Source organism: Streptomyces sp. NPDC001787 (assembly GCF_040297465.1).
Lineage (GTDB): Bacteria > Actinomycetota > Actinomycetes > Streptomycetales > Streptomycetaceae > Streptomyces.
On the sequence record NZ_JBEOZE010000007.1, the window covers coordinates 167957 to 184782 of the forward strand.

Sequence of the window (16826 nt, forward strand, 5' to 3'; positions counted from 1 at the left end):
CCGCGGTGTGAGGTGTGGCACGATGCTGGCCACCCCTCACCCCCCCACCGTCCGGCACCGCCTTCCGGCTCCACAGGAATCACAGGAGACATACCGCGTGCAGACCTCCGCGCTCCCGGACCTCGCGCACACCGACACCAAGCCGGTGCACTGGCTCGCCACGGCCGCGGCCATGGCCGCCGTCGTCGCCGGAGCGGGTCTGCTCCAGCCGGACTCCGCCACCGCGACCGCCTCGGCCTCCGAGCACCGCACCGCGGCGCGGCACGGCACCGCGCCCGCCGAGGCCCCCGATCCGGCGGCGGTGACCTTCCCGCTCGACTGCGGCACCGTGGGGAGCGTCGTGGCCCGGCAGGCGCCCGGGGACCTCGACGGAGACGGCAGGCCGGAGACAGTGGCGGTCGTCCACTGCGCCGCGGGCTCCGGCACCCCGCCCAGCGGTGTCTACGTCCTGACACAGGGGAACGGGGCCGCACCCCGGGTCGTGGCGACCCTGGTGGACCCCGCTCAGAAGATGACGGTCGGTGATCTCGCCGTGCGTGGAGGCGTCGTCTCGGCGACCCTGCTCGGCTACTCCTCGGCCGATGTCCCGCGTTGCTGCCCGGACCGGCAGGAGAAGGCCACCTGGCAGTGGAAGGGCGGCGCCTTCGTCCGCTCCGACGGCGACCTCACCCGCAGTGCCTGAGCGGTTACGCCGCGTCCGGTCCGTACACCTCGACGCTGTCCGAAACCCGACGGACGTGAATGCAGTCGCCGGGGCACTCCTTGGCCGAGTCCACGACGTCCTGGAGAAGCGGCAGCGGCACCGGCGTTGTGGCGCCCTTGTCCTGCAACAGCTCGTCGTCGCCGCTCTTCACGTACGCCAGGCCGTCGATGTCCAGCTCGAAGACCTCCGGCGCGTACTGCACACAGATGCCGTCGCCCGTGCAGAGGTCCTGGTCGATCCAGACCTCCAGGTTCTGCGTGCCACTGTCGTCCGACGCGTCCTGCTGCACGGTCATGTGTCCTGCCGTTCCCTGCGTATCTGAACCAATTGGAGCCAGCCCTGACGGGTGTTGAACGCTTCGACGATACAACCGGCCGCTTTCCGATGTTGAAGGGTGGGTATTCCCTTGTCGTGAGGGAGAGCGCAAGGGTGAAGATCGGACACGTCCCGGAGTCTTTGTGATCTAGGGGTTTCAATCATCACCCACCCAGGTAGGGTCAGGAAGCGTCCAGCTCCCCATGGAGGAGGTGAGGACCGTGGCAGCCCACGACGACGACATCAACCGCGGCATCCGGCCCGGGCGGGGGTCTGATGACCCAGCCGGCCAGGTTGCCTATCTCGAGCAGGAAATCGCCGTCCTGCGACGTAAGCTCGCCGACTCTCCGCGTCATACGAGGATTCTCGAAGAGCGGATCGTCGAGTTGCAGACGAACCTGGCAGGCGTTTCCGCACAGAACGAGCGGCTCGCCAATACGCTCCGCGAGGCCCGCGACCAGATCGTGGCCCTCAAGGAGGAGGTCGACCGGCTCGCACAGCCGCCGGCGGGCTTCGGAGTCTTCCTGCAAGCGAACGAGGACGGTACGTCCGACATCTTCACCGGGGGCCGCAAGCTCCGGGTGAACGTCAGCCCCAGCGTCGAGCTGGAGGACCTCCGGCGCGGCCAGGAGGTCATGCTCAACGAAGCGCTCAACGTGGTCGAGGCCATGGCGTACGAGAGCGCGGGGGACATCGTCACCCTCAAGGAGATCCTTGAGGACGGCGAACGGGCCCTGGTGGTCGGGCACACCGACGAGGAGCGGGTGGTGCGGCTCGCCGAGCCGTTGCTGGACATCACCATCCGCCCCGGCGACGCCCTGCTGCTGGAGCCGAGGTCCGGCTACGTCTACGAGGTGGTGCCCAAGAGCGAGGTCGAGGAGCTCGTTCTCGAAGAGGTCCCGGACATCGACTACGACAAGATCGGCGGACTGGGCGACCAGATCGAGCTGATCCGCGACGCGGTCGAGCTTCCGTACCTCCATCCCGACCTCTTCCGGGAGCACGAACTGCGGCCACCGAAGGGCATCCTGCTCTACGGCCCGCCCGGCTGCGGCAAGACACTCATTGCCAAGGCGGTCGCCAACTCACTGGCCAAGAAGGTCGCCGAGGTCACCGGACAGCCCGCGGGGAAGAGCTACTTCCTCAATATCAAGGGCCCCGAGCTCCTCAACAAGTACGTCGGTGAGACCGAACGGCACATCCGCCTCGTCTTCCAGCGTGCCCGGGAGAAGGCGAGCGAGGGCACGCCCGTCATCGTCTTCTTCGACGAGATGGAATCCCTCTTCCGCACCCGCGGCAGCGGCGTCAGCTCGGACGTGGAGAACACCATCGTCCCCCAGCTGCTCGCCGAGATCGACGGGGTGGAGGGCCTGGAGAACGTCATCGTCATCGGCGCCTCCAACCGCGAGGACATGATCGACCCCGCCATCCTGCGGCCGGGCCGTCTCGATGTGAAGATCAAGATCGAGCGTCCGGACGCCGAGGCCGCGAAGGACATCTTCGCGAAGTACCTGACCCCGTCCCTCCCGCTGCACGCCGACGATCTGGCCGAGCACTCCGGCTCCAAGCCGGCCGCCGCCCACGCCATGATCCAGTCCGTCGTGGAACGGATGTACACGGAGTCCGAGGAGAACCGCTTCCTCGAGGTCACTTACGCCAACGGCGACAAGGAAGTCCTGTACTTCAAGGACTTCAACTCCGGCGCGATGATTCAGAACATCGTCGACCGGGCAAAGAAGATGGCCATCAAGGCATTCCTCGAACAGCGGCAGAAGGGCCTTCGCGTCTCCCATCTCCTCCAGGCATGCGTGGATGAGTTCAAGGAGAACGAGGACCTTCCGAACACCACCAACCCGGACGACTGGGCCAGGATTTCCGGCAAGAAGGGTGAGCGGATCGTCTTCATCCGCACACTCGTCACCGGAAAGCAGGGCGCGGACACCGGCCGTTCCATCGACACGGTGGCGAACACCGGGCAGTACCTGTAAAAAGCGGTCCGGCTGCGGATGCCCGAACGGGGCGTCCGCAGCCGGTTGCTTTCCGACACGTCGGCCCGGCCGGAACAATGACGTAATTGATCTCCCCACCGGCGCAGAGGCACTCTAGGCTCTGCGGTACCGCCGAGACGCGCAGTGCGGGGACGGGCACCGCATACGCACACCGGACAAGCAGCGGTACTTGAGCGTCGTCCCGGAGGGGAACGGCGCCGGGCAAGGAGGGCCGCATGACCGTACGGCGAGTAATGGGCATCGAGACGGAGTACGGAATCTCCGTCCCCGGCCATCCCAACGCCAATGCCATGCTCACCTCGTCCCAGATCGTCAACGCCTACGCGGCGGCGATGCACCGGGCGCGGCGCGCCCGCTGGGACTTCGAGGAGGAGAATCCGCTGCGCGACGCGCGAGGCTTCGACCTCGCCCGGGAAACCGCCGACTCCAGCCAGCTCACCGACGAGGACATCGGCCTCGCCAATGTGATCCTCACCAACGGTGCCCGGCTGTACGTCGACCACGCGCACCCCGAATACAGCTCACCCGAGATCACCAATCCCCGCGACGCGGTCCTGTGGGACAAGGCCGGCGAGCGCATCATGGCCGAGGCCGCCGAACGGGCCGCGGCGATTCCCGGTGCCCAGCCGATCCACCTCTACAAGAACAACACCGACAACAAGGGTGCCTCCTACGGCACGCACGAGAACTACCTGATGCACCGGGAGACCCCGTTCTCGGACATCGTGCGCCATCTGACCCCGTTCTTCGTCTCCCGGCAGGTCGTCACCGGCGCGGGCCGGGTCGGCATCGGCCAGGACGGCCATGAGCACGGCTTCCAGATCAGCCAGCGGTCGGACTACTTCGAGGTCGAGGTGGGGCTGGAGACCACACTCAAGCGCCCCATCATCAACACCCGGGACGAGCCGCACTCGGACGCGGAGAAGTACCGCCGCCTCCATGTGATCATCGGTGACGCGAACCTCTCGGAGATCTCGACCTATCTGAAGCTCGGCACCACGGCCCTGGTCCTCTCCATGATCGAGGACGGCTTCATCAACGTCGACCTCGCCGTCGACCAGCCCGTACGCACCCTGCACCAGGTCTCGCACGACCCGTCCCTGAAGCAGCTGATCACGCTCCGCAGCGGCCGGACACTCACCGCTGTCCAGCTGCAGATGGAGTACTTCGAGCTGGGCCGCAAGTACGTCGAGGAGCGCTACGGCGCCGACGCCGACGAACAGACCAAGGACATCCTGCTCCGCTGGGAGGACACCCTCAACCGGCTGGAGAACGACCCGATGAGCCTGGCCGGGGAGCTGGACTGGGTCGCGAAGCGGGAGCTGATGGAGGGCTACCGCCGCCGCGACAGCCTGGAGTGGGACGCTCCCCGTCTGCATCTGGTGGACCTCCAGTACGCCGACGTACGGGCGGAGAAGGGGCTGTACAACCGTCTGGTGGCCCGCGGCAGGATGAAGCGGCTGCTGGACGAGAACGAGGTCGCCAGGGCGCGCACGAAGCCCCCCGAGGACACCAGGGCCTATTTCCGCGGCCGGTGCCTGGAGCAGTACGCGGACGACGTCGCCGCAGCCTCCTGGGACTCGGTCATCTTCGATCTGCCGGACCGTGACTCGCTGCAACGGGTTCCCACGATGGAGCCGCTGCGCGGGACGCGCGAGCACGTCAAGGAGCTCCTGGACCGCTGCCGCACGGCGGAAGAGCTGGTCCGGGTGCTGTCGGGCGGCTGAAAGCTCTCCCGGCTGGGAATCATTCAGATGACCTCCGGACGTTGAGACAAGTACCGGGCCAATGTCGGACCCCATGGGTAGGGTCTGATCAAGTGCTTCGAACCGAGCGGGGTGAGCTACATGGCGACCAAGGACACCGGCGGCGGACAGCAGAAGGCGACACGTTCCACCGAGGAGGCCGAGGAGCAGGCGCAGGACGCGCAGGCGTCCGAGGACCTCAAGGAGCGCCAGGAGAAGCTGAGCGACGACGTCGACTCGGTACTGGACGAGATCGACGACGTCCTGGAGGAGAACGCCGAGGACTTCGTCAGGTCCTTCGTGCAAAAGGGCGGACAGTAGTTCACGGATGTGAACGCTCGGATGTGAGCCGGGCGCCCCGGGCCGGAAACGGTCCGGGGCACGGTCCGGCGCAACGGCCCGGGGGAACGGGGCGGCCGCCCGTGCCGCGAAGGCCGGCCTTTCCCCCGTGCACGGCCGCACGGTCACATCCCGCTACTCCCGCCGAACAGGTGGATCACCGTCACGGGGCGGGTAGGGTCCGTGGCGTAATGTGCTGCAACTGCAATTCGGCCATCGGCAAGTTGGGGGATGATCCTGACACCTTGCGCAGGGCCATCGCATACCTGGAGGGAAACGCGTGGAAGCCAACACTCGTAGCACCGGGCGTCTACCAGCTGCCTTCCTGACGCCGGGTTCGTCCTCGTTCATGGACTTCCTGTCCGACCAGTCGCCCCAGATGCTCCCGGGCAACCGGAATCTGCCGCCTCTGCAGGGAGCCATCGAGGCGCCGCACGGCACGACCATCGTCGCGGCGTCGTTCCCCGGCGGAGTCGTACTGGCCGGTGACCGGCGCGCCACCATGGGCAACATGATCGCGCAGCGCGACATCGAGAAGGTCTTCCCCGCCGACGAGTACTCGGCGGTCGGTATCGCCGGCACGGCCGGCCTGGCCGTGGAGATGGTCAAGCTCTTCCAGCTGGAGCTGGAGCACTTCGAGAAGGTCGAGGGCGCCCAGCTCTCCCTGGAGGGCAAGGCCAACCGGCTCTCCACCATGATCCGCAGCAATCTGGCCATGGCCATGCAGGGCCTCGCCGTCGTGCCGCTCTTCGCCGGCTTCGACGTCGACCGCGAGCGGGGCCGGATCTTCTCGTACGACGTCACCGGCGGACGCTCCGAGGAGCACGGCTACGCGGCGACCGGTTCCGGCTCGATCTTCGCCCGCGGCTCGATGAAGAAGCTCTACCGCGAGGACCTGACGGAGGAGCAGGCTCTCACCCTGGTCGTACAGGCGCTGTACGACGCCGCCGACGACGACTCGGCGACCGGAGGCCCGGACGTGGCCCGCCGGATCTACCCGATCGTCACCGTCATCACCGACGAAGGCTTCCGGAGGCTGACGGACCAGGAGTCCGCCGAGATCGCGCGCTCGATCCTGGAGCGGCGTCTGGAACAGCCCGACGGCCCGCGCGCCGCGCTGCTCTGACCGGGTCCTGAGACCTCTCCGATGCACTCGTCACTGACAGAAAGGGACGGATAGCCGGTGTCGACGCCGTTCTATGTCTCACCCCAGCAGGCCATGGCCGACCGGGCGGAATACGCCCGGAAGGGCATCGCACGCGGTCGCAGCCTGGTTGTGCTGCAGTACGCCGACGGCATTGTGTTCGTCGGCGAGAACCCGTCCCGTGCGCTGCACAAGTTCAGCGAGATCTACGACCGGATCGGCTTCGCCGCGGCCGGCAAGTACAACGAGTACGAGAACCTCCGCATCGGCGGCGTGCGCTACGCCGATCTGCGCGGATACACCTACGACCGCGACGATGTGACGGCCCGTGGGCTGGCCAACGTCTACGCGCAGACGCTGGGCACCATCTTCTCCAGTGCGGCCGAGAAGCCGTACGAGGTGGAGCTGGTGGTCGCCGAGGTCGGTTCCGCGCCCGACGGCGACCAGATCTACCGGCTGCCGCACGACGGCTCGATCGTGGACGAGCACGGCTCGGTCGCGGTCGGCGGCAACGCGGAGCAGATCGGCGGCTTCCTGGACCAGCGCCACCGTGACGGCATGACGCTCGCGGAGGCTCTGAAGCTGGCCGTCCAGGCACTGTCCCGGGAGCCGAACGGCGGCGAGCGGGAGATTCCCGCGGAGCGGCTGGAGGTCGCGGTCCTGGACCGTACGAGGCCGCAGCAGCGCAAGTTCAAGCGCATCGTCGGGCGGCAGCTGACGCGTCTGCTGGGCGCGGACGACGCGGCGGGGAGCACCCCGACGGACGCCCCGTCCGACACCGAGGACGCCGATTCCCCCGACGCCCCGGCGGAGTCGGCCGGTTCCGCGGAGTCGGGGTCCACGGAGTCCGGCGCGGGGAAGTCCGGCGGTTCGGCCGCGGACACGGACGCTCCGGATTCCTCGGGGTCCTCGGACGCGTCGGGGTCCTCGGAGGGATAGCCCCTTCCGTCACCGTGCGTCTCCGTGTCCCGGTCCGCCGTCCTCGCGGTGGGCCGGGACACCGTCATGACAGGGCGGCGACGGCGGACGGCGGTGCGGTGGAGCCGCGTTCCACCAGCCGGACGGGCAGGCTGCCCCGCTCGGCCGGGCGGCCGTCCAGGACGGCGAGCAGTGCCGCCATGCCCCGCTCGCCGACCTGCTCGGCGGGCAGCTGGACGGTGGTGAGCTCCGGTTCCACGGCGGTGGCCAGTGCCAGGTCGTCGAAGCCGGTGACCGAGATGTCGTCCGGTACCCGCAGCCCGATCCGGCGGACCGCCTTGCAGGCACCGGCGGCCAGCACGTCGTCGTCGCAGACGACCGCGGTGGGCCGGGGCCCCGGAGCGGCCAGTGCCCGCGCGGTGGCCTCGTGCCCCGCCCGTACGTCCAGGGAGGCCCGGACGGTGCGGACGGCGGCGTCCGGAACGTCCCGCAGCGCGTCGTGCAGCGCCCGGGCCCGGACCGCGAAGGTCCAGGTGTCGACGGCGGACGCGACATGGACGAACCGGCGGTGTCCGAGGGCCAGCAGATGCTCCGTCACCTGGCGCATCCCGTCGGCGATGTCGAGGTTCACATGCGCGGCGGCCTCCGGGCCGGCCGGATCGCTGTCCAGCATCACCAGCGGCAGCTCCGCGCCGTGCAGCGCACCGAGGGCATCGGACGCCATGGAGGAGGCGATCACTCCGTCGAGCGCCGCCTGCGCGGAGGCGAAGGGGTCCCGCGCCGGGCCGGTCCCGTCGGGAGAGGGATAGAGCACGACGCCGAAGCCGTGCTCGGCGGCCACGGCGGCGGCGCCGGTGTAGACGCGGGCGAAGAACTCGTTGGTGAGCGCGGGGACCACGAGCAGGGCGGTCCGGGTGCGGCCGAGACGGAGGCTGCGGGCGGCGAGGTTGGGCCGGTAGCCCAGCTCCCCGGCGCACTCCCGTACGCGCTGGGCCGTGGCCTGCGACACCCGGCCGCGCCACTTGTCGCCGAGGACGAGGGAGACGGTGGCCTGGGAGACCCCTGCGGCCCGTGCCACGTCGCGGCTGGTGGGCCGTGGCGGGACGGGCTGCTGTGCGCTGGTCACTCGGGGCCTCCGTGCGGGGTGGTGCGGGGGTGATCGGGGTGGTGTGCCGCGAGATCCCGGGGTGCCGAGAGGTGGACCCGCCGACTGCCGACATGGTACGTATGGGCCTCGACGTTATACGTAAAACTCCCGCGCGGCGGAAGCCGGGCCGGGGGAGAGGGACGGACATGGCCGCGGGATATCTGGAAATCCTCCGGGCGCGGCACGCCGCCCGGCTGCTGACGGGCACTCTGGTGGGGCGGCTGCCGAACGCCACCGCCCACATCGCGATCGTCATGTTCACCCGCGCCGAGGGCGGCAGCTACACCCAGGCGGGTGTCCTCGCCGCCGTGTACGGTCTCGCGACGGCCGTCGGGCAGCCGCTGCTGGGCCGGGCCGTCGACCTCTACGGGCAGCCGCGCATCCAGTTCCCCGCCTCGGTGCTCTCCGCGCTCGGCATGGCCCTGCTCGCGCTGACCGGCCTCGGCACACTGCCGCTGGCCTACCTCGCCGTGGTCGTCGCCGGGGTCTTCACGCCGCCGCTGGAGGGCGGACTGCGGGCCCTGTGGCCCACCGTCCTGGGGCGTGAGGACCGGGTGCACCGGGCGTACGCCATGGACGCCGTGGCCCAGGAGGTGATGTTCACCGTGGGCCCGCTCCTGGTGACCGTGCTCGTCTCCCTGTGGTCGCCCGCCGCCGCGCTCCTCGTCATCAACGCGATAGGAGTCGTCGGGGCCCTGTCCGTGGTCCTCTCGGAGCCCTCCCGGGCCTGGCGCTCGGCGCCGCGCGAGGCGCACTGGCTGGGCGCCCTGCGCTCGCCCGGACTGCTCGCGCTGCTCGGCTCCTTCTTCTTCGTCGGTCTGGCGATGGGCTCGATCACCGTGGCGGGAGTGGCCTACGCCGACGACCACGGCAGCGAATCCGTGTACGGCTGGCTGATGGCCGCCCTCGGCCTCGGCGCGCTGATCGGCGGCGCGGCGTACGGGGCGCGGCAGTGGGCCGGCGCGCCGGAGCGGCGGCTGCGGGTGATACTCGCCCTGCTGGCGCTGGGCTACCTGCCGTTGACGCTGACCCCCTCGGTGCCCGTGATGACGGCGCTGGCCGCCCTCGCCGGGGTGTTCCTGGCCCCGGCGATCGCCTGCTCGTTCATCGTCGTGGACCGGCACGCGCCGCGCGGCACGGTGACCGAGGCGTTCTCCTGGCTCGTCACCACGTTCGGCGTAGGTGCCGCCGCCGGAACCGCCGCGGCGGGCCCGGCCGTCGAGCTCGGCGGAACGGCGTGGAGCTTCGCGGTGGCGGGGGCCGGCGGGGTGGCCGCGCTGCTGGTGCTCCTGGCCACCGGGAGGGTCCTCGCAGTTCCCGGGCGTACGCCCGCTGTCGTGGCGGGATCGGAAAATGATCGAAACGGTGCCGTCGAACCCGGTTTCAGCTCAGGCCATAAGGCGTAATGTTCAGTCATGGACCGCCGCATTTTCGGGCTGGAGAACGAGTACGGCGTCACGTGCACGTTCAGGGGACAGCGCCGACTGTCACCTGACGAAGTGGCGCGCTACCTCTTCCGCCGTGTTGTGTCATGGGGCCGCAGCAGCAATGTCTTTCTGCGGAACGGCGCCCGCCTCTACCTCGACGTGGGATCGCATCCGGAATATGCAACCCCCGAATGCGACAATGTGACCGAACTGGTCACGCACGACAAGGCCGGCGAGCGCATTCTGGAAGGTCTGCTCGTCGACGCCGAACGCCGCCTGCACGAGGAGGGAATCGCGGGCGACGTCTATCTCTTCAAGAACAACACCGACTCGGCGGGAAACTCCTACGGATGTCATGAGAACTACCTCGTGGCCCGGCACGGAGAATTCTCCCGGCTCGCGGACATCCTCATTCCGTTCCTCGTCACGAGGCAGCTGATCTGCGGTGCCGGCAAGGTGCTCCAGACGCCGCGCGGAGCGGTCTACTGCGTCAGCCAGCGCGCCGAACACATCTGGGAGGGCGTCAGCTCCGCGACGACCCGCTCGCGCCCGATCATCAACACCCGGGACGAACCCCACGCGGACGCGGAGCGGTACCGCCGCCTCCACGTGATCGTGGGTGACTCGAACATGTCCGAGACGACGATGCTGCTCAAGGTCGGCGCGACCGACCTGGTGCTCCGCATGATCGAGGCGGGCACCGTGATGCGGGACCTGACCCTGGAGAACCCGATCCGGGCGATCCGCGAGGTCAGCCACGACATCACGGGGCGGCGCAAGGTGCGCCTGGCCAGCGGCCGTGAGGCCTCCGCCATCGAGATCCAGCGGGAGTACTACGAGAAGGCCGTCGACTTCGTCGAGCGCCGGGGCATCCGGACCGGCACCGTCGACCAGGTCCTGGAACTGTGGGGCCGTACGCTCGACGCCGTCGAGGCCGAGGACCTCGACCGGATCGGTACCGAGATCGACTGGGTGATGAAGTACAAGCTCATCGAGCGGTACCGCGCCAAGCACAACATGACCATGTCGAATCCGCGGGTCGCCCAGATAGACCTCGCGTATCACGACATCCACCGGCGCCGCGGGCTCTACTACCTCCTGGAGCGCAAGGGGCAGGTCGCCCGCATCTGCGACGACCTGAAGATCTTCGAGGGCAAATCGGTGCCCCCGCAGACCACCCGGGCGCGGCTCCGCGGTGACTTCATCCGCAGGGCACAGGAGCAGCGGCGGGACTTCACCGTCGACTGGGTACACCTCAAGCTCAACGACCAGGCACAGCGCACGGTGTTGTGCAAGGACCCGTTCCGTTCCGTGGACGACCGAGTGGAGAAGCTGATCGCGGGTATGTGAGCCGACGGCCAGGACGCGCCCCGGCCCGTCGCGTGACCAGGGCCCCGTACGTTTCTCGTACGGGGTCCTCCGCACGGCCCAAAGGCTGTCCCGGAATCTCTCGCGCGCCCGCCAGGGATTACGGAGCAGCCCTTAGAGTGTCCGGGACCCAACTACCGTGCCCCCTGAGATCTGAGGAACCAGTGCGCCGACTTGCCGGCCTTCTCGTCGTCCCCCTCCTGCTGCTGTCGACAGCGGCATGCGGCAGTGACGACAAGGCCTCCGACTCCGCCTCGTCGAAGAACGGAATGCCCGCGATCACCGCGGGTGCGAAGTTCGGCGAGAAGCCCACCCTCGCCAAGGGGAAGGGTGATCCGCCCAAGGAACTGAAGACCGAGGTCATCAGTGAGGGTGACGGCGCGAAGCTCAAGAACGGCGACGCGATCCAGGTCAACTATCTCGGTCAGTCGTGGGACTCCACCAAGCCGTTCGACAACAGCTTCGACCGCAAGACGCCGTTCGACCTGACGCTCGGCGCCGGAATGGTCATCCAGGGCTGGGACAAGGGCCTGGTCGGTCAGAAGGTCGGCAGCCGCGTCCAGCTGGTCATCCCCCCCGAGCTCGGTTACGGCGAGCAGGGCCAGGGCGACATCAAGCCCAACGCCACCCTCGTCTTCGTCGTCGATGTCCTGAAGGCGACGCAGATCCCCGCCTCCGCCAAGGGCAGCGAGGTCGCCCAGGACAACATCGACCTGCCGAAGGTCGGCACCAAGACCGACGGCAAGGCACCGACCGTCACGATCCCCAAGAGCGATCCGCCGAAGAAGCTGGTCTCCAACTACATCCTGGAGTCCGACGGCGCGGTCATCAAGGAGAGCGACAGTGTCGTCGTGAACTACGTCGGTCTCCTGTGGAAGGGTGGCAAGGAGTTCGACAGCACCTACACCCAGGGCAAGACCCAGACCTTCCCGCTGGCCCAGATCACCCTCAAGGGGCTGAAGGACGGTCTGATCGACAAGAAGGTCGGCAGCCGCGTGCTGCTCGTCATCCCGCCGGACCAGGCGTTCGGCGACAAGGCGCAGCAGAGCATCCCCGCCAACTCCACGCTGGTCTTCGCCGTGGACCTCCTGGCAAAGATGTAAGACTGTCCCGGTTGCCCAGTTCATCATTTAGAGGAGCAGTTCAGTGAGCATCGAGAAGCCCGAGATCGACTTCCCGGGTGGCGAGCCGCCGGTCGACCTGGAGATCAAGGACATCTGGGAGGGCGACGGCGCCGTCGCCAAGGCCGGCGACACTGTCTCCGTCCACTACGTGGGTGTGGCCTTCTCCACCGGCGAGGAGTTCGACGCCTCCTGGAACCGCGGCACCCCGCTGCGGTTCCAGCTCGGCGCCGGACAGGTCATCTCCGGCTGGGACCAGGGCGTCCAGGGCATGAAGGTCGGCGGCCGTCGCCAGCTGACCATCCCCGCCGCCCTCGCCTACGGCAACAGCGGCGCCGGCGGCGGTCGCATCGCCCCCGGCGAGACGCTGATCTTCGTCTGCGACCTGGTCGGAGTCTGATCCGTCCACCGGACGTGAGCACAGGGCCCATGCCGTACGGCATGGGCCCTCGCTCTGTCCAGCCGGAGGCCCTCGCTTTTGTCCGGACACGCGGGGGCGGTACGGTCGACGGTCATAGCACGTAGAGAAAGGGCGTCGATGGCGATTGCCAAGGCCGAGCGGCTGATGAACCTGGCGCTGTGCCTGCTGGGAACCAGGCGCCCGCTCAGCAAGCGTGAGCTCCGCGGCTCCATCGAGGCCTACCTGGAAGCCGGCTCCGACGACTCCTTCAACCGGATGTTCGAGCGCGACAAGGACGATCTGCGGGAACTCGGTCTGATCATCGAGACCGTGGAGAACCTGGACGGCGACACCGGATATCTCGCGCGCCGCGACAGCAACCGGCTCCCGCCCATCACGCTGGACGCCGAGGAGGCCGCGGCGCTGGGGCTCGCCGCCAAGGTGTGGCAGCAGGCCCGGCTCGCCGGGGCCGCGAGCGGCGCGCTGCAGAAGCTGCGGGCCGCGGGCATGCCCGAGGCGGAGGACGCGTACGAGGTGCACAGCGCCCTCGAACCCCGCATTCCGGTCCATGAGGCGGCCTTCGAGCCGCTGATGCTGGCCTGCCGGGACCGCCGCCCGGTCACCTTCGACTACCGCAAGGCGAACTCCGCCCGCCCCGGACAGCGACAGGTCGAGCCCTGGACCCTGGAGTGCTGGCGCGGGCACTGGTACCTGGCCGGGTGGGACCGGGACCGGGGGGCCGAGCGGGTGTTCCGGCTCTCCCGGATCACCGGCCGGGTCCGCTCCAGGTCCGGCGCCTTCACGGCCGAGGTGCCCGATGTCGTGACGGTGCGCGAGACCGTCGAGAGCTGGGCGGGGGAGACCGCGACCAGGACCGCCCGGATCAGGCTGCGCGCCGGTTCCGGATACCCGCTGCGCTCACGCGCGATATCGGTCCGGGACCTGGGCGGCGGGTGGGACGAGCTGGAGATTCCGTACGGGCACGGCCTGGACGCCTGGCTCGTCGAGTTCGGCCCGGACGTCGTCGTGGAGGAGCCCGCCGATCTGCGGGCCGATGTGGTGGACCGGCTGCGCGCCGTGGCCAAGGACTAGGGGACCCGTACCGATGGCCACGAACGCGATCGACCAGACCCGCCGGATGCTCTCCCTGGTGACGTATCTGCGCGAGCGCCCCGGCGCGCACGTGCAGGACGTGGCACGGGCCTTCGGGATCACCGAGGACGAGCTGATCTCGGACCTCGATGTGCTCCCGATGTGCGGGACCAGCTTCCGGGGCGGTGACCTGCTGGACATCGACACCGACGGTGACCGCATCTGGTGGCACAACCCCGACGACGTGGCCGCGCCGCTGCGGCTCGCCGCCGACGAGGCCACCGCGCTGCTCGTCGCGGCGCGCGCCGTGGCGACCCTGCCCGGACTGCGCGAGAGCGACCGGCTGGCGCTGGTACGGGCGACCGCCAAGCTGGAGACGGCCGCCGGTGAGGTGGGGGCCGCGAGCTCCCGGCTCTCGGTGACCTTCGAGGCGGAGGGCGGGGTCTTCGCCGATGTCGACCGGGCCATCTCCGAGCGGCGCCGGCTCTGGCTGCGCTACTACTCGCCCGCCCGCGACGAACTGACCGAGCGCGAGGTGGACCCGATCCGGCTGTTCGCGGTCGGGCACACCTACATGGAGGGCTGGTGCCGGCTCTCCGAGGCCCGGCGCACCTTCCGGCTGGACCGGGTCGCCGAGATCAGGCTGCTCGACGCACCGGCCGCGCCGCCGGAGCTGGAACTGCGCGATCTGTCGGAGGGGCTGGTGCAGCCCTCGGCACAGGACCCGGAGGTCGTCATCGAGGTGGGCCCCGGCGGCCGGTGGGTCGCCGAGTACTACCCGCACGACAGCGCGGAGGAACTTCCCGACGGCGGGATGCGCATCACGCTCCGGACCCCGGACCCCGCCTCGCTGCGCAGACTCGCCCTGCGCCTGGGCGGGGAGGGGCGCATCGTCGCCCCGCCGGAGCTGGCGGACAGTGCGCGGCGGGCGGCCCGCGAGGCGCTCGCCGCCTACGACGGCGTGGCCTGAGCGGCGGCCGGAGGAGCGATGGACCAGATGTCTGTGATGTCCCGCGTCACGGTGCTGCCGTACCCGGTCCCCGGGCCGGGACGGACACCGGGACAGGGGCGGGCGCAGGGGCACGTCCCCGGCCCGGTCCCCGAACCCGTACCCGCCGCCGTGCGCTTCCGTGCCTCCTGCCCGGACTGCCAGGGGCGCTTCGAACTGGCCGCGGGCGGCCTGCGCCTGGTGATCGGCGCCGGTCCCCGTACCACGTTCTATTCGTTCACCTGCCCGGAGTGCGGCGCCGCCGTCCGCAAGCCCGCCGGGGAACGCATCATCGAACTCCTCACCGGCGGCGGCGTTTCCACGCTGCGCCTGCACACCGCCCTGTAGGAAGAAGAGGCTCCGCCGCATGTTCTGGCCCATGCTCGCCATCGCCCTGGGATTCCTGGGCATCGCCGTGCTCGGCGTCCTGGCCGTCAAGGTCTTCGTCGAAGCGCAGCGGCTGGGGCGTCAGGTGTCCGCCACCACACAGCGCATCAACCGAGCGGCCGAGGACCTCGAACGAGCGGCGACCGACCTCGCCGCCACCGGGGATGCCCTGCGATAGCAGGGCCGCGGCCTGATGTTTCTCCACTTCGGGGGGTACGCTGCTGGAGTCGGCCCAGGCAGGGAGGTGCGGGCCGCAATCGGGAGTATGCACAGGCATTGCCTCACGTTTACCCCTGCGGGTTACGATCGCTGCCAGCGCACAGGTCGGACGTATGTCCTGCCGAACGGGTAGCGAGCCCACCTCCAGTCGCCTCAGTGAGAAGGAAGTCGCCCATGATCGGCAATCTGAAGCCCCTCGAGATCGTTCTGATCATCGCTGTCATCCTGCTGCTCTTCGGTGCCAAGAAGCTTCCCGACATGGCGCGCTCGCTCGGCAAGTCGGCCCGCATCCTCAAGAGCGAGGCCAAGGCGATGAAGAAGGACGACGCGGAGCCCGCGGCCCCCACGACGGAGACCGTCGCGGACCAGACCCCGCCGCAGTCCACCACCGCGCGCACCATCCAGGCCGCTCCGGGAGACGTCACCAGCTCCCGCCCGGTCAGCGAGGCCAAGCCCACCACCCAGAGCTGACAGCTGACGCGTTCCGGCGACAGCCGCTGCACGAGACGAGGGAAGTGGGTTGCTCAAGTCTGCCCGCAAGCAGGAGAAGGACGACGAGGGGCGGATGCCCCTCCTCGATCACCTGCGTGAGCTGCGTAACCGGCTGCTGAAGTCGGTACTGGCCGTCGTGATCGCGGTGATCGTGGCAGCGTTCTTCCAGAAGGAGATCTTCGAGTTCCTGATGGAGCCGATCCTGGACTCGGTCGGCTGCAAGAACGGCGCCGTCACCATGGTCAACGGCCGGCCATGCGCCGAAATGACCACCAACGGTCTGCTGTCCCCCTTCACCATCGCCCTGAAGGTGGCGCTGATGGCGGGTGTGCTGGTGGCGACCCCGGTGTGGCTCTACCAGCTGTGGGCCTTCGTCGCCCCGGGCCTGCACAGCCAGGAGAAGCGGTACGCCGTCGCCTTCGTCGTGGCAGGTGTGCCCCTGTTCATCGGCGGGGCCTACCTCGCGTACGCGATTCTTCCGCAGACCGCCGAGATCATGCTCGGGTTCACACCGGACAACGTGAAGAACCTGCTGCCCCTCGACGACTTCCTCGACCTGATCACCCGCATGGTGGTCGTCTTCGGCCTGGCCTTCGAGCTGCCGCTGCTGCTCGTCGCGCTGAACATGACGGGCGTCGTCTCCGGCAAGCGGATGCTCACCTGGTGGCGCGGCATGATCGTGGGGCTCACCGCCTTCGCCGCCATCGCGACCCCCGGCGGTGAGCCGGTGTCCATGCTGCTGCTCGCCGGGCCGCTCGCGCTGCTGTACTTCGTCGCGGTCGGCTTCTCCCTGTTGAACGACAAGCGCAGAAGGCGCAACAACCCCGACGCCGATCTCGACGACGACGAGGCCTCCGAGCTCGACCTCACTCCCGAGGACGTCGGAGGAGTGGAGAGCGTGTCCGCCTCGCGCAGGGCCCTGCCGGAGCAGGCTTCCGGGGAGTCCGGCCGCAAGGACACACATCGGCTGAACGGTTACGACGACATCACCTGACCTTGTAGGGTCCGGCGG

19 protein-coding genes are annotated in these 16826 nt (G+C 69.1%); 17 read left to right on the forward strand and 2 right to left on the reverse strand.

Features of this window, described 5'->3' with window-relative positions; translation table 11 throughout:
- The first annotated feature begins 97 nt into the window (after window positions 1–97).
- Entirely contained in the window at window positions 98–682 is a 585-nt protein-coding gene (locus ABT170_RS12680; protein ID WP_329945474.1) for a hypothetical protein, read from the forward strand.
- 4 nt (window positions 683–686) lie between these two features.
- Here the strand turns inward: ABT170_RS12680 and ABT170_RS12685 are convergent, their stop codons facing one another.
- On the reverse strand, window positions 687–998 hold the full coding sequence (locus ABT170_RS12685) for a ferredoxin (RefSeq protein ID WP_266929344.1): 312 nt from the start codon (window positions 996–998) through the stop codon (window positions 687–689).
- Between the two features lie 241 nt (window positions 999–1239).
- Between ABT170_RS12685 and arc the strand changes: the two genes are divergently transcribed.
- From arc to prcA, 6 genes are all read left to right on the forward strand, one after another.
- Window positions 1240–3006 carry a proteasome ATPase gene (gene arc / locus ABT170_RS12690; RefSeq protein WP_329945473.1) on the forward strand — a complete coding sequence of 589 codons (1767 nt, stop codon included), beginning with the start codon at window positions 1240–1242 and terminating at the stop codon, window positions 3004–3006.
- Window positions 3007–3242: 236 nt separating this feature from the next.
- Complete coding sequence (dop, locus tag ABT170_RS12695) at window positions 3243–4754, forward strand: depupylase/deamidase Dop (protein WP_329945472.1); 1512 nt, start codon at window positions 3243–3245, stop codon at window positions 4752–4754.
- Window positions 4755–4874: 120 nt separating this feature from the next.
- Complete coding sequence (locus ABT170_RS12700) at window positions 4875–5093, forward strand: ubiquitin-like protein Pup (RefSeq protein WP_073729588.1); 219 nt, start codon at window positions 4875–4877, stop codon at window positions 5091–5093.
- Window positions 5094–5194: 101 nt separating this feature from the next.
- The gene (locus ABT170_RS12705) at window positions 5195–5440 is read left to right on the forward strand and encodes an endonuclease domain-containing protein (RefSeq protein ID WP_329945471.1); all 246 of its coding nucleotides are present in this window, start codon (window positions 5195–5197) and stop codon (window positions 5438–5440) included.
- Window positions 5392–6237: a proteasome subunit beta gene (gene prcB / locus ABT170_RS12710; protein ID WP_266929341.1), complete on the forward strand. Its 846-nt coding sequence runs from the start codon at window positions 5392–5394 to the stop codon at window positions 6235–6237. The genes ABT170_RS12705 and prcB overlap by 49 nt, the downstream gene beginning before the upstream one ends.
- 57 nt (window positions 6238–6294) lie before the next feature.
- Entirely contained in the window at window positions 6295–7194 is a 900-nt protein-coding gene (prcA, locus tag ABT170_RS12715; protein WP_351866471.1) for a proteasome subunit alpha, read from the forward strand.
- 64 nt (window positions 7195–7258) lie between these two features.
- Here prcA and ABT170_RS12720 read toward each other — a convergent pair whose 3' ends face one another.
- The gene (locus ABT170_RS12720) at window positions 7259–8299 is read right to left on the reverse strand and encodes a LacI family DNA-binding transcriptional regulator (protein ID WP_351866474.1); all 1041 of its coding nucleotides are present in this window, start codon (window positions 8297–8299) and stop codon (window positions 7259–7261) included.
- 167 nt (window positions 8300–8466) lie between these two features.
- Between ABT170_RS12720 and ABT170_RS12725 the strand changes: the two genes are divergently transcribed.
- From ABT170_RS12725 to tatC, 10 genes are all read left to right on the forward strand, one after another.
- Window positions 8467–9726 carry an MFS transporter gene (locus ABT170_RS12725; RefSeq protein WP_329945468.1) on the forward strand — a complete coding sequence of 420 codons (1260 nt, stop codon included), beginning with the start codon at window positions 8467–8469 and terminating at the stop codon, window positions 9724–9726.
- A gap of 9 nt (window positions 9727–9735) precedes the next feature.
- Window positions 9736–11097, forward strand: a complete 1362-nt coding sequence (pafA, locus tag ABT170_RS12730; protein WP_266929337.1) for a Pup--protein ligase — start codon at window positions 9736–9738, stop codon at window positions 11095–11097.
- Window positions 11098–11279: 182 nt separating this feature from the next.
- On the forward strand, window positions 11280–12218 hold the full coding sequence (locus ABT170_RS12735; protein WP_329945467.1) for an FKBP-type peptidyl-prolyl cis-trans isomerase: 939 nt from the start codon (window positions 11280–11282) through the stop codon (window positions 12216–12218).
- Between the two features lie 43 nt (window positions 12219–12261).
- The gene (locus tag ABT170_RS12740) at window positions 12262–12636 is read left to right on the forward strand and encodes an FKBP-type peptidyl-prolyl cis-trans isomerase (protein WP_329945466.1); all 375 of its coding nucleotides are present in this window, start codon (window positions 12262–12264) and stop codon (window positions 12634–12636) included.
- Between the two features lie 138 nt (window positions 12637–12774).
- Entirely contained in the window at window positions 12775–13728 is a 954-nt protein-coding gene (locus ABT170_RS12745) for a helix-turn-helix transcriptional regulator (RefSeq protein WP_266929334.1), read from the forward strand.
- Between the two features lie 13 nt (window positions 13729–13741).
- Entirely contained in the window at window positions 13742–14698 is a 957-nt protein-coding gene (locus ABT170_RS12750) for a helix-turn-helix transcriptional regulator (RefSeq protein ID WP_329945465.1), read from the forward strand.
- Between the two features lie 36 nt (window positions 14699–14734).
- Window positions 14735–15064, forward strand: a complete 330-nt coding sequence (locus ABT170_RS12755) for a hypothetical protein (protein ID WP_502970512.1) — start codon at window positions 14735–14737, stop codon at window positions 15062–15064.
- Between the two features lie 19 nt (window positions 15065–15083).
- Window positions 15084–15281 carry a hypothetical protein gene (locus ABT170_RS12760; protein ID WP_329945464.1) on the forward strand — a complete coding sequence of 66 codons (198 nt, stop codon included), beginning with the start codon at window positions 15084–15086 and terminating at the stop codon, window positions 15279–15281.
- Between the two features lie 215 nt (window positions 15282–15496).
- Window positions 15497–15793, forward strand: coding sequence for a Sec-independent protein translocase subunit TatA (gene tatA, locus ABT170_RS12765; protein WP_266929331.1), 297 nt, complete (start codon window positions 15497–15499; stop codon window positions 15791–15793).
- A 49-nt stretch (window positions 15794–15842) separates the two neighbouring features.
- On the forward strand, window positions 15843–16808 hold the full coding sequence (gene tatC, locus ABT170_RS12770) for a twin-arginine translocase subunit TatC (protein ID WP_329945463.1): 966 nt from the start codon (window positions 15843–15845) through the stop codon (window positions 16806–16808).
- Window positions 16809–16826 lie beyond the last annotated feature (18 nt).

What these genes read in the sequence shown, in the direction of transcription:
- tatA (WP_266929331.1), top strand. Translation starts at nt 15,497, where the DNA reads ATGATCGGCAATCTGAAGCCCCTCGAGATCGTTCTGATCATCGCTGTC.
- pafA (WP_266929337.1), top strand. Translation starts at nt 9,736, where the DNA reads ATGGACCGCCGCATTTTCGGGCTGGAGAACGAGTACGGCGTCACGTGC.
- ABT170_RS12725 (WP_329945468.1), top strand. Translation starts at nt 8,467, where the DNA reads ATGGCCGCGGGATATCTGGAAATCCTCCGGGCGCGGCACGCCGCCCGG.
- ABT170_RS12750 (WP_329945465.1), top strand. Translation starts at nt 13,742, where the DNA reads ATGGCCACGAACGCGATCGACCAGACCCGCCGGATGCTCTCCCTGGTG.
- ABT170_RS12685 (WP_266929344.1), bottom strand. Translation starts at nt 998, where the DNA reads ATGACCGTGCAGCAGGACGCGTCGGACGACAGTGGCACGCAGAACCTG.
- ABT170_RS12745 (WP_266929334.1), top strand. Translation starts at nt 12,775, where the DNA reads ATGGCGATTGCCAAGGCCGAGCGGCTGATGAACCTGGCGCTGTGCCTG.
- dop (WP_329945472.1), top strand. Translation starts at nt 3,243, where the DNA reads ATGACCGTACGGCGAGTAATGGGCATCGAGACGGAGTACGGAATCTCC.
- ABT170_RS12755 (WP_502970512.1), top strand. Translation starts at nt 14,735, where the DNA reads ATGTCCCGCGTCACGGTGCTGCCGTACCCGGTCCCCGGGCCGGGACGG.
- ABT170_RS12760 (WP_329945464.1), top strand. Translation starts at nt 15,084, where the DNA reads ATGTTCTGGCCCATGCTCGCCATCGCCCTGGGATTCCTGGGCATCGCC.
- ABT170_RS12700 (WP_073729588.1), top strand. Translation starts at nt 4,875, where the DNA reads ATGGCGACCAAGGACACCGGCGGCGGACAGCAGAAGGCGACACGTTCC.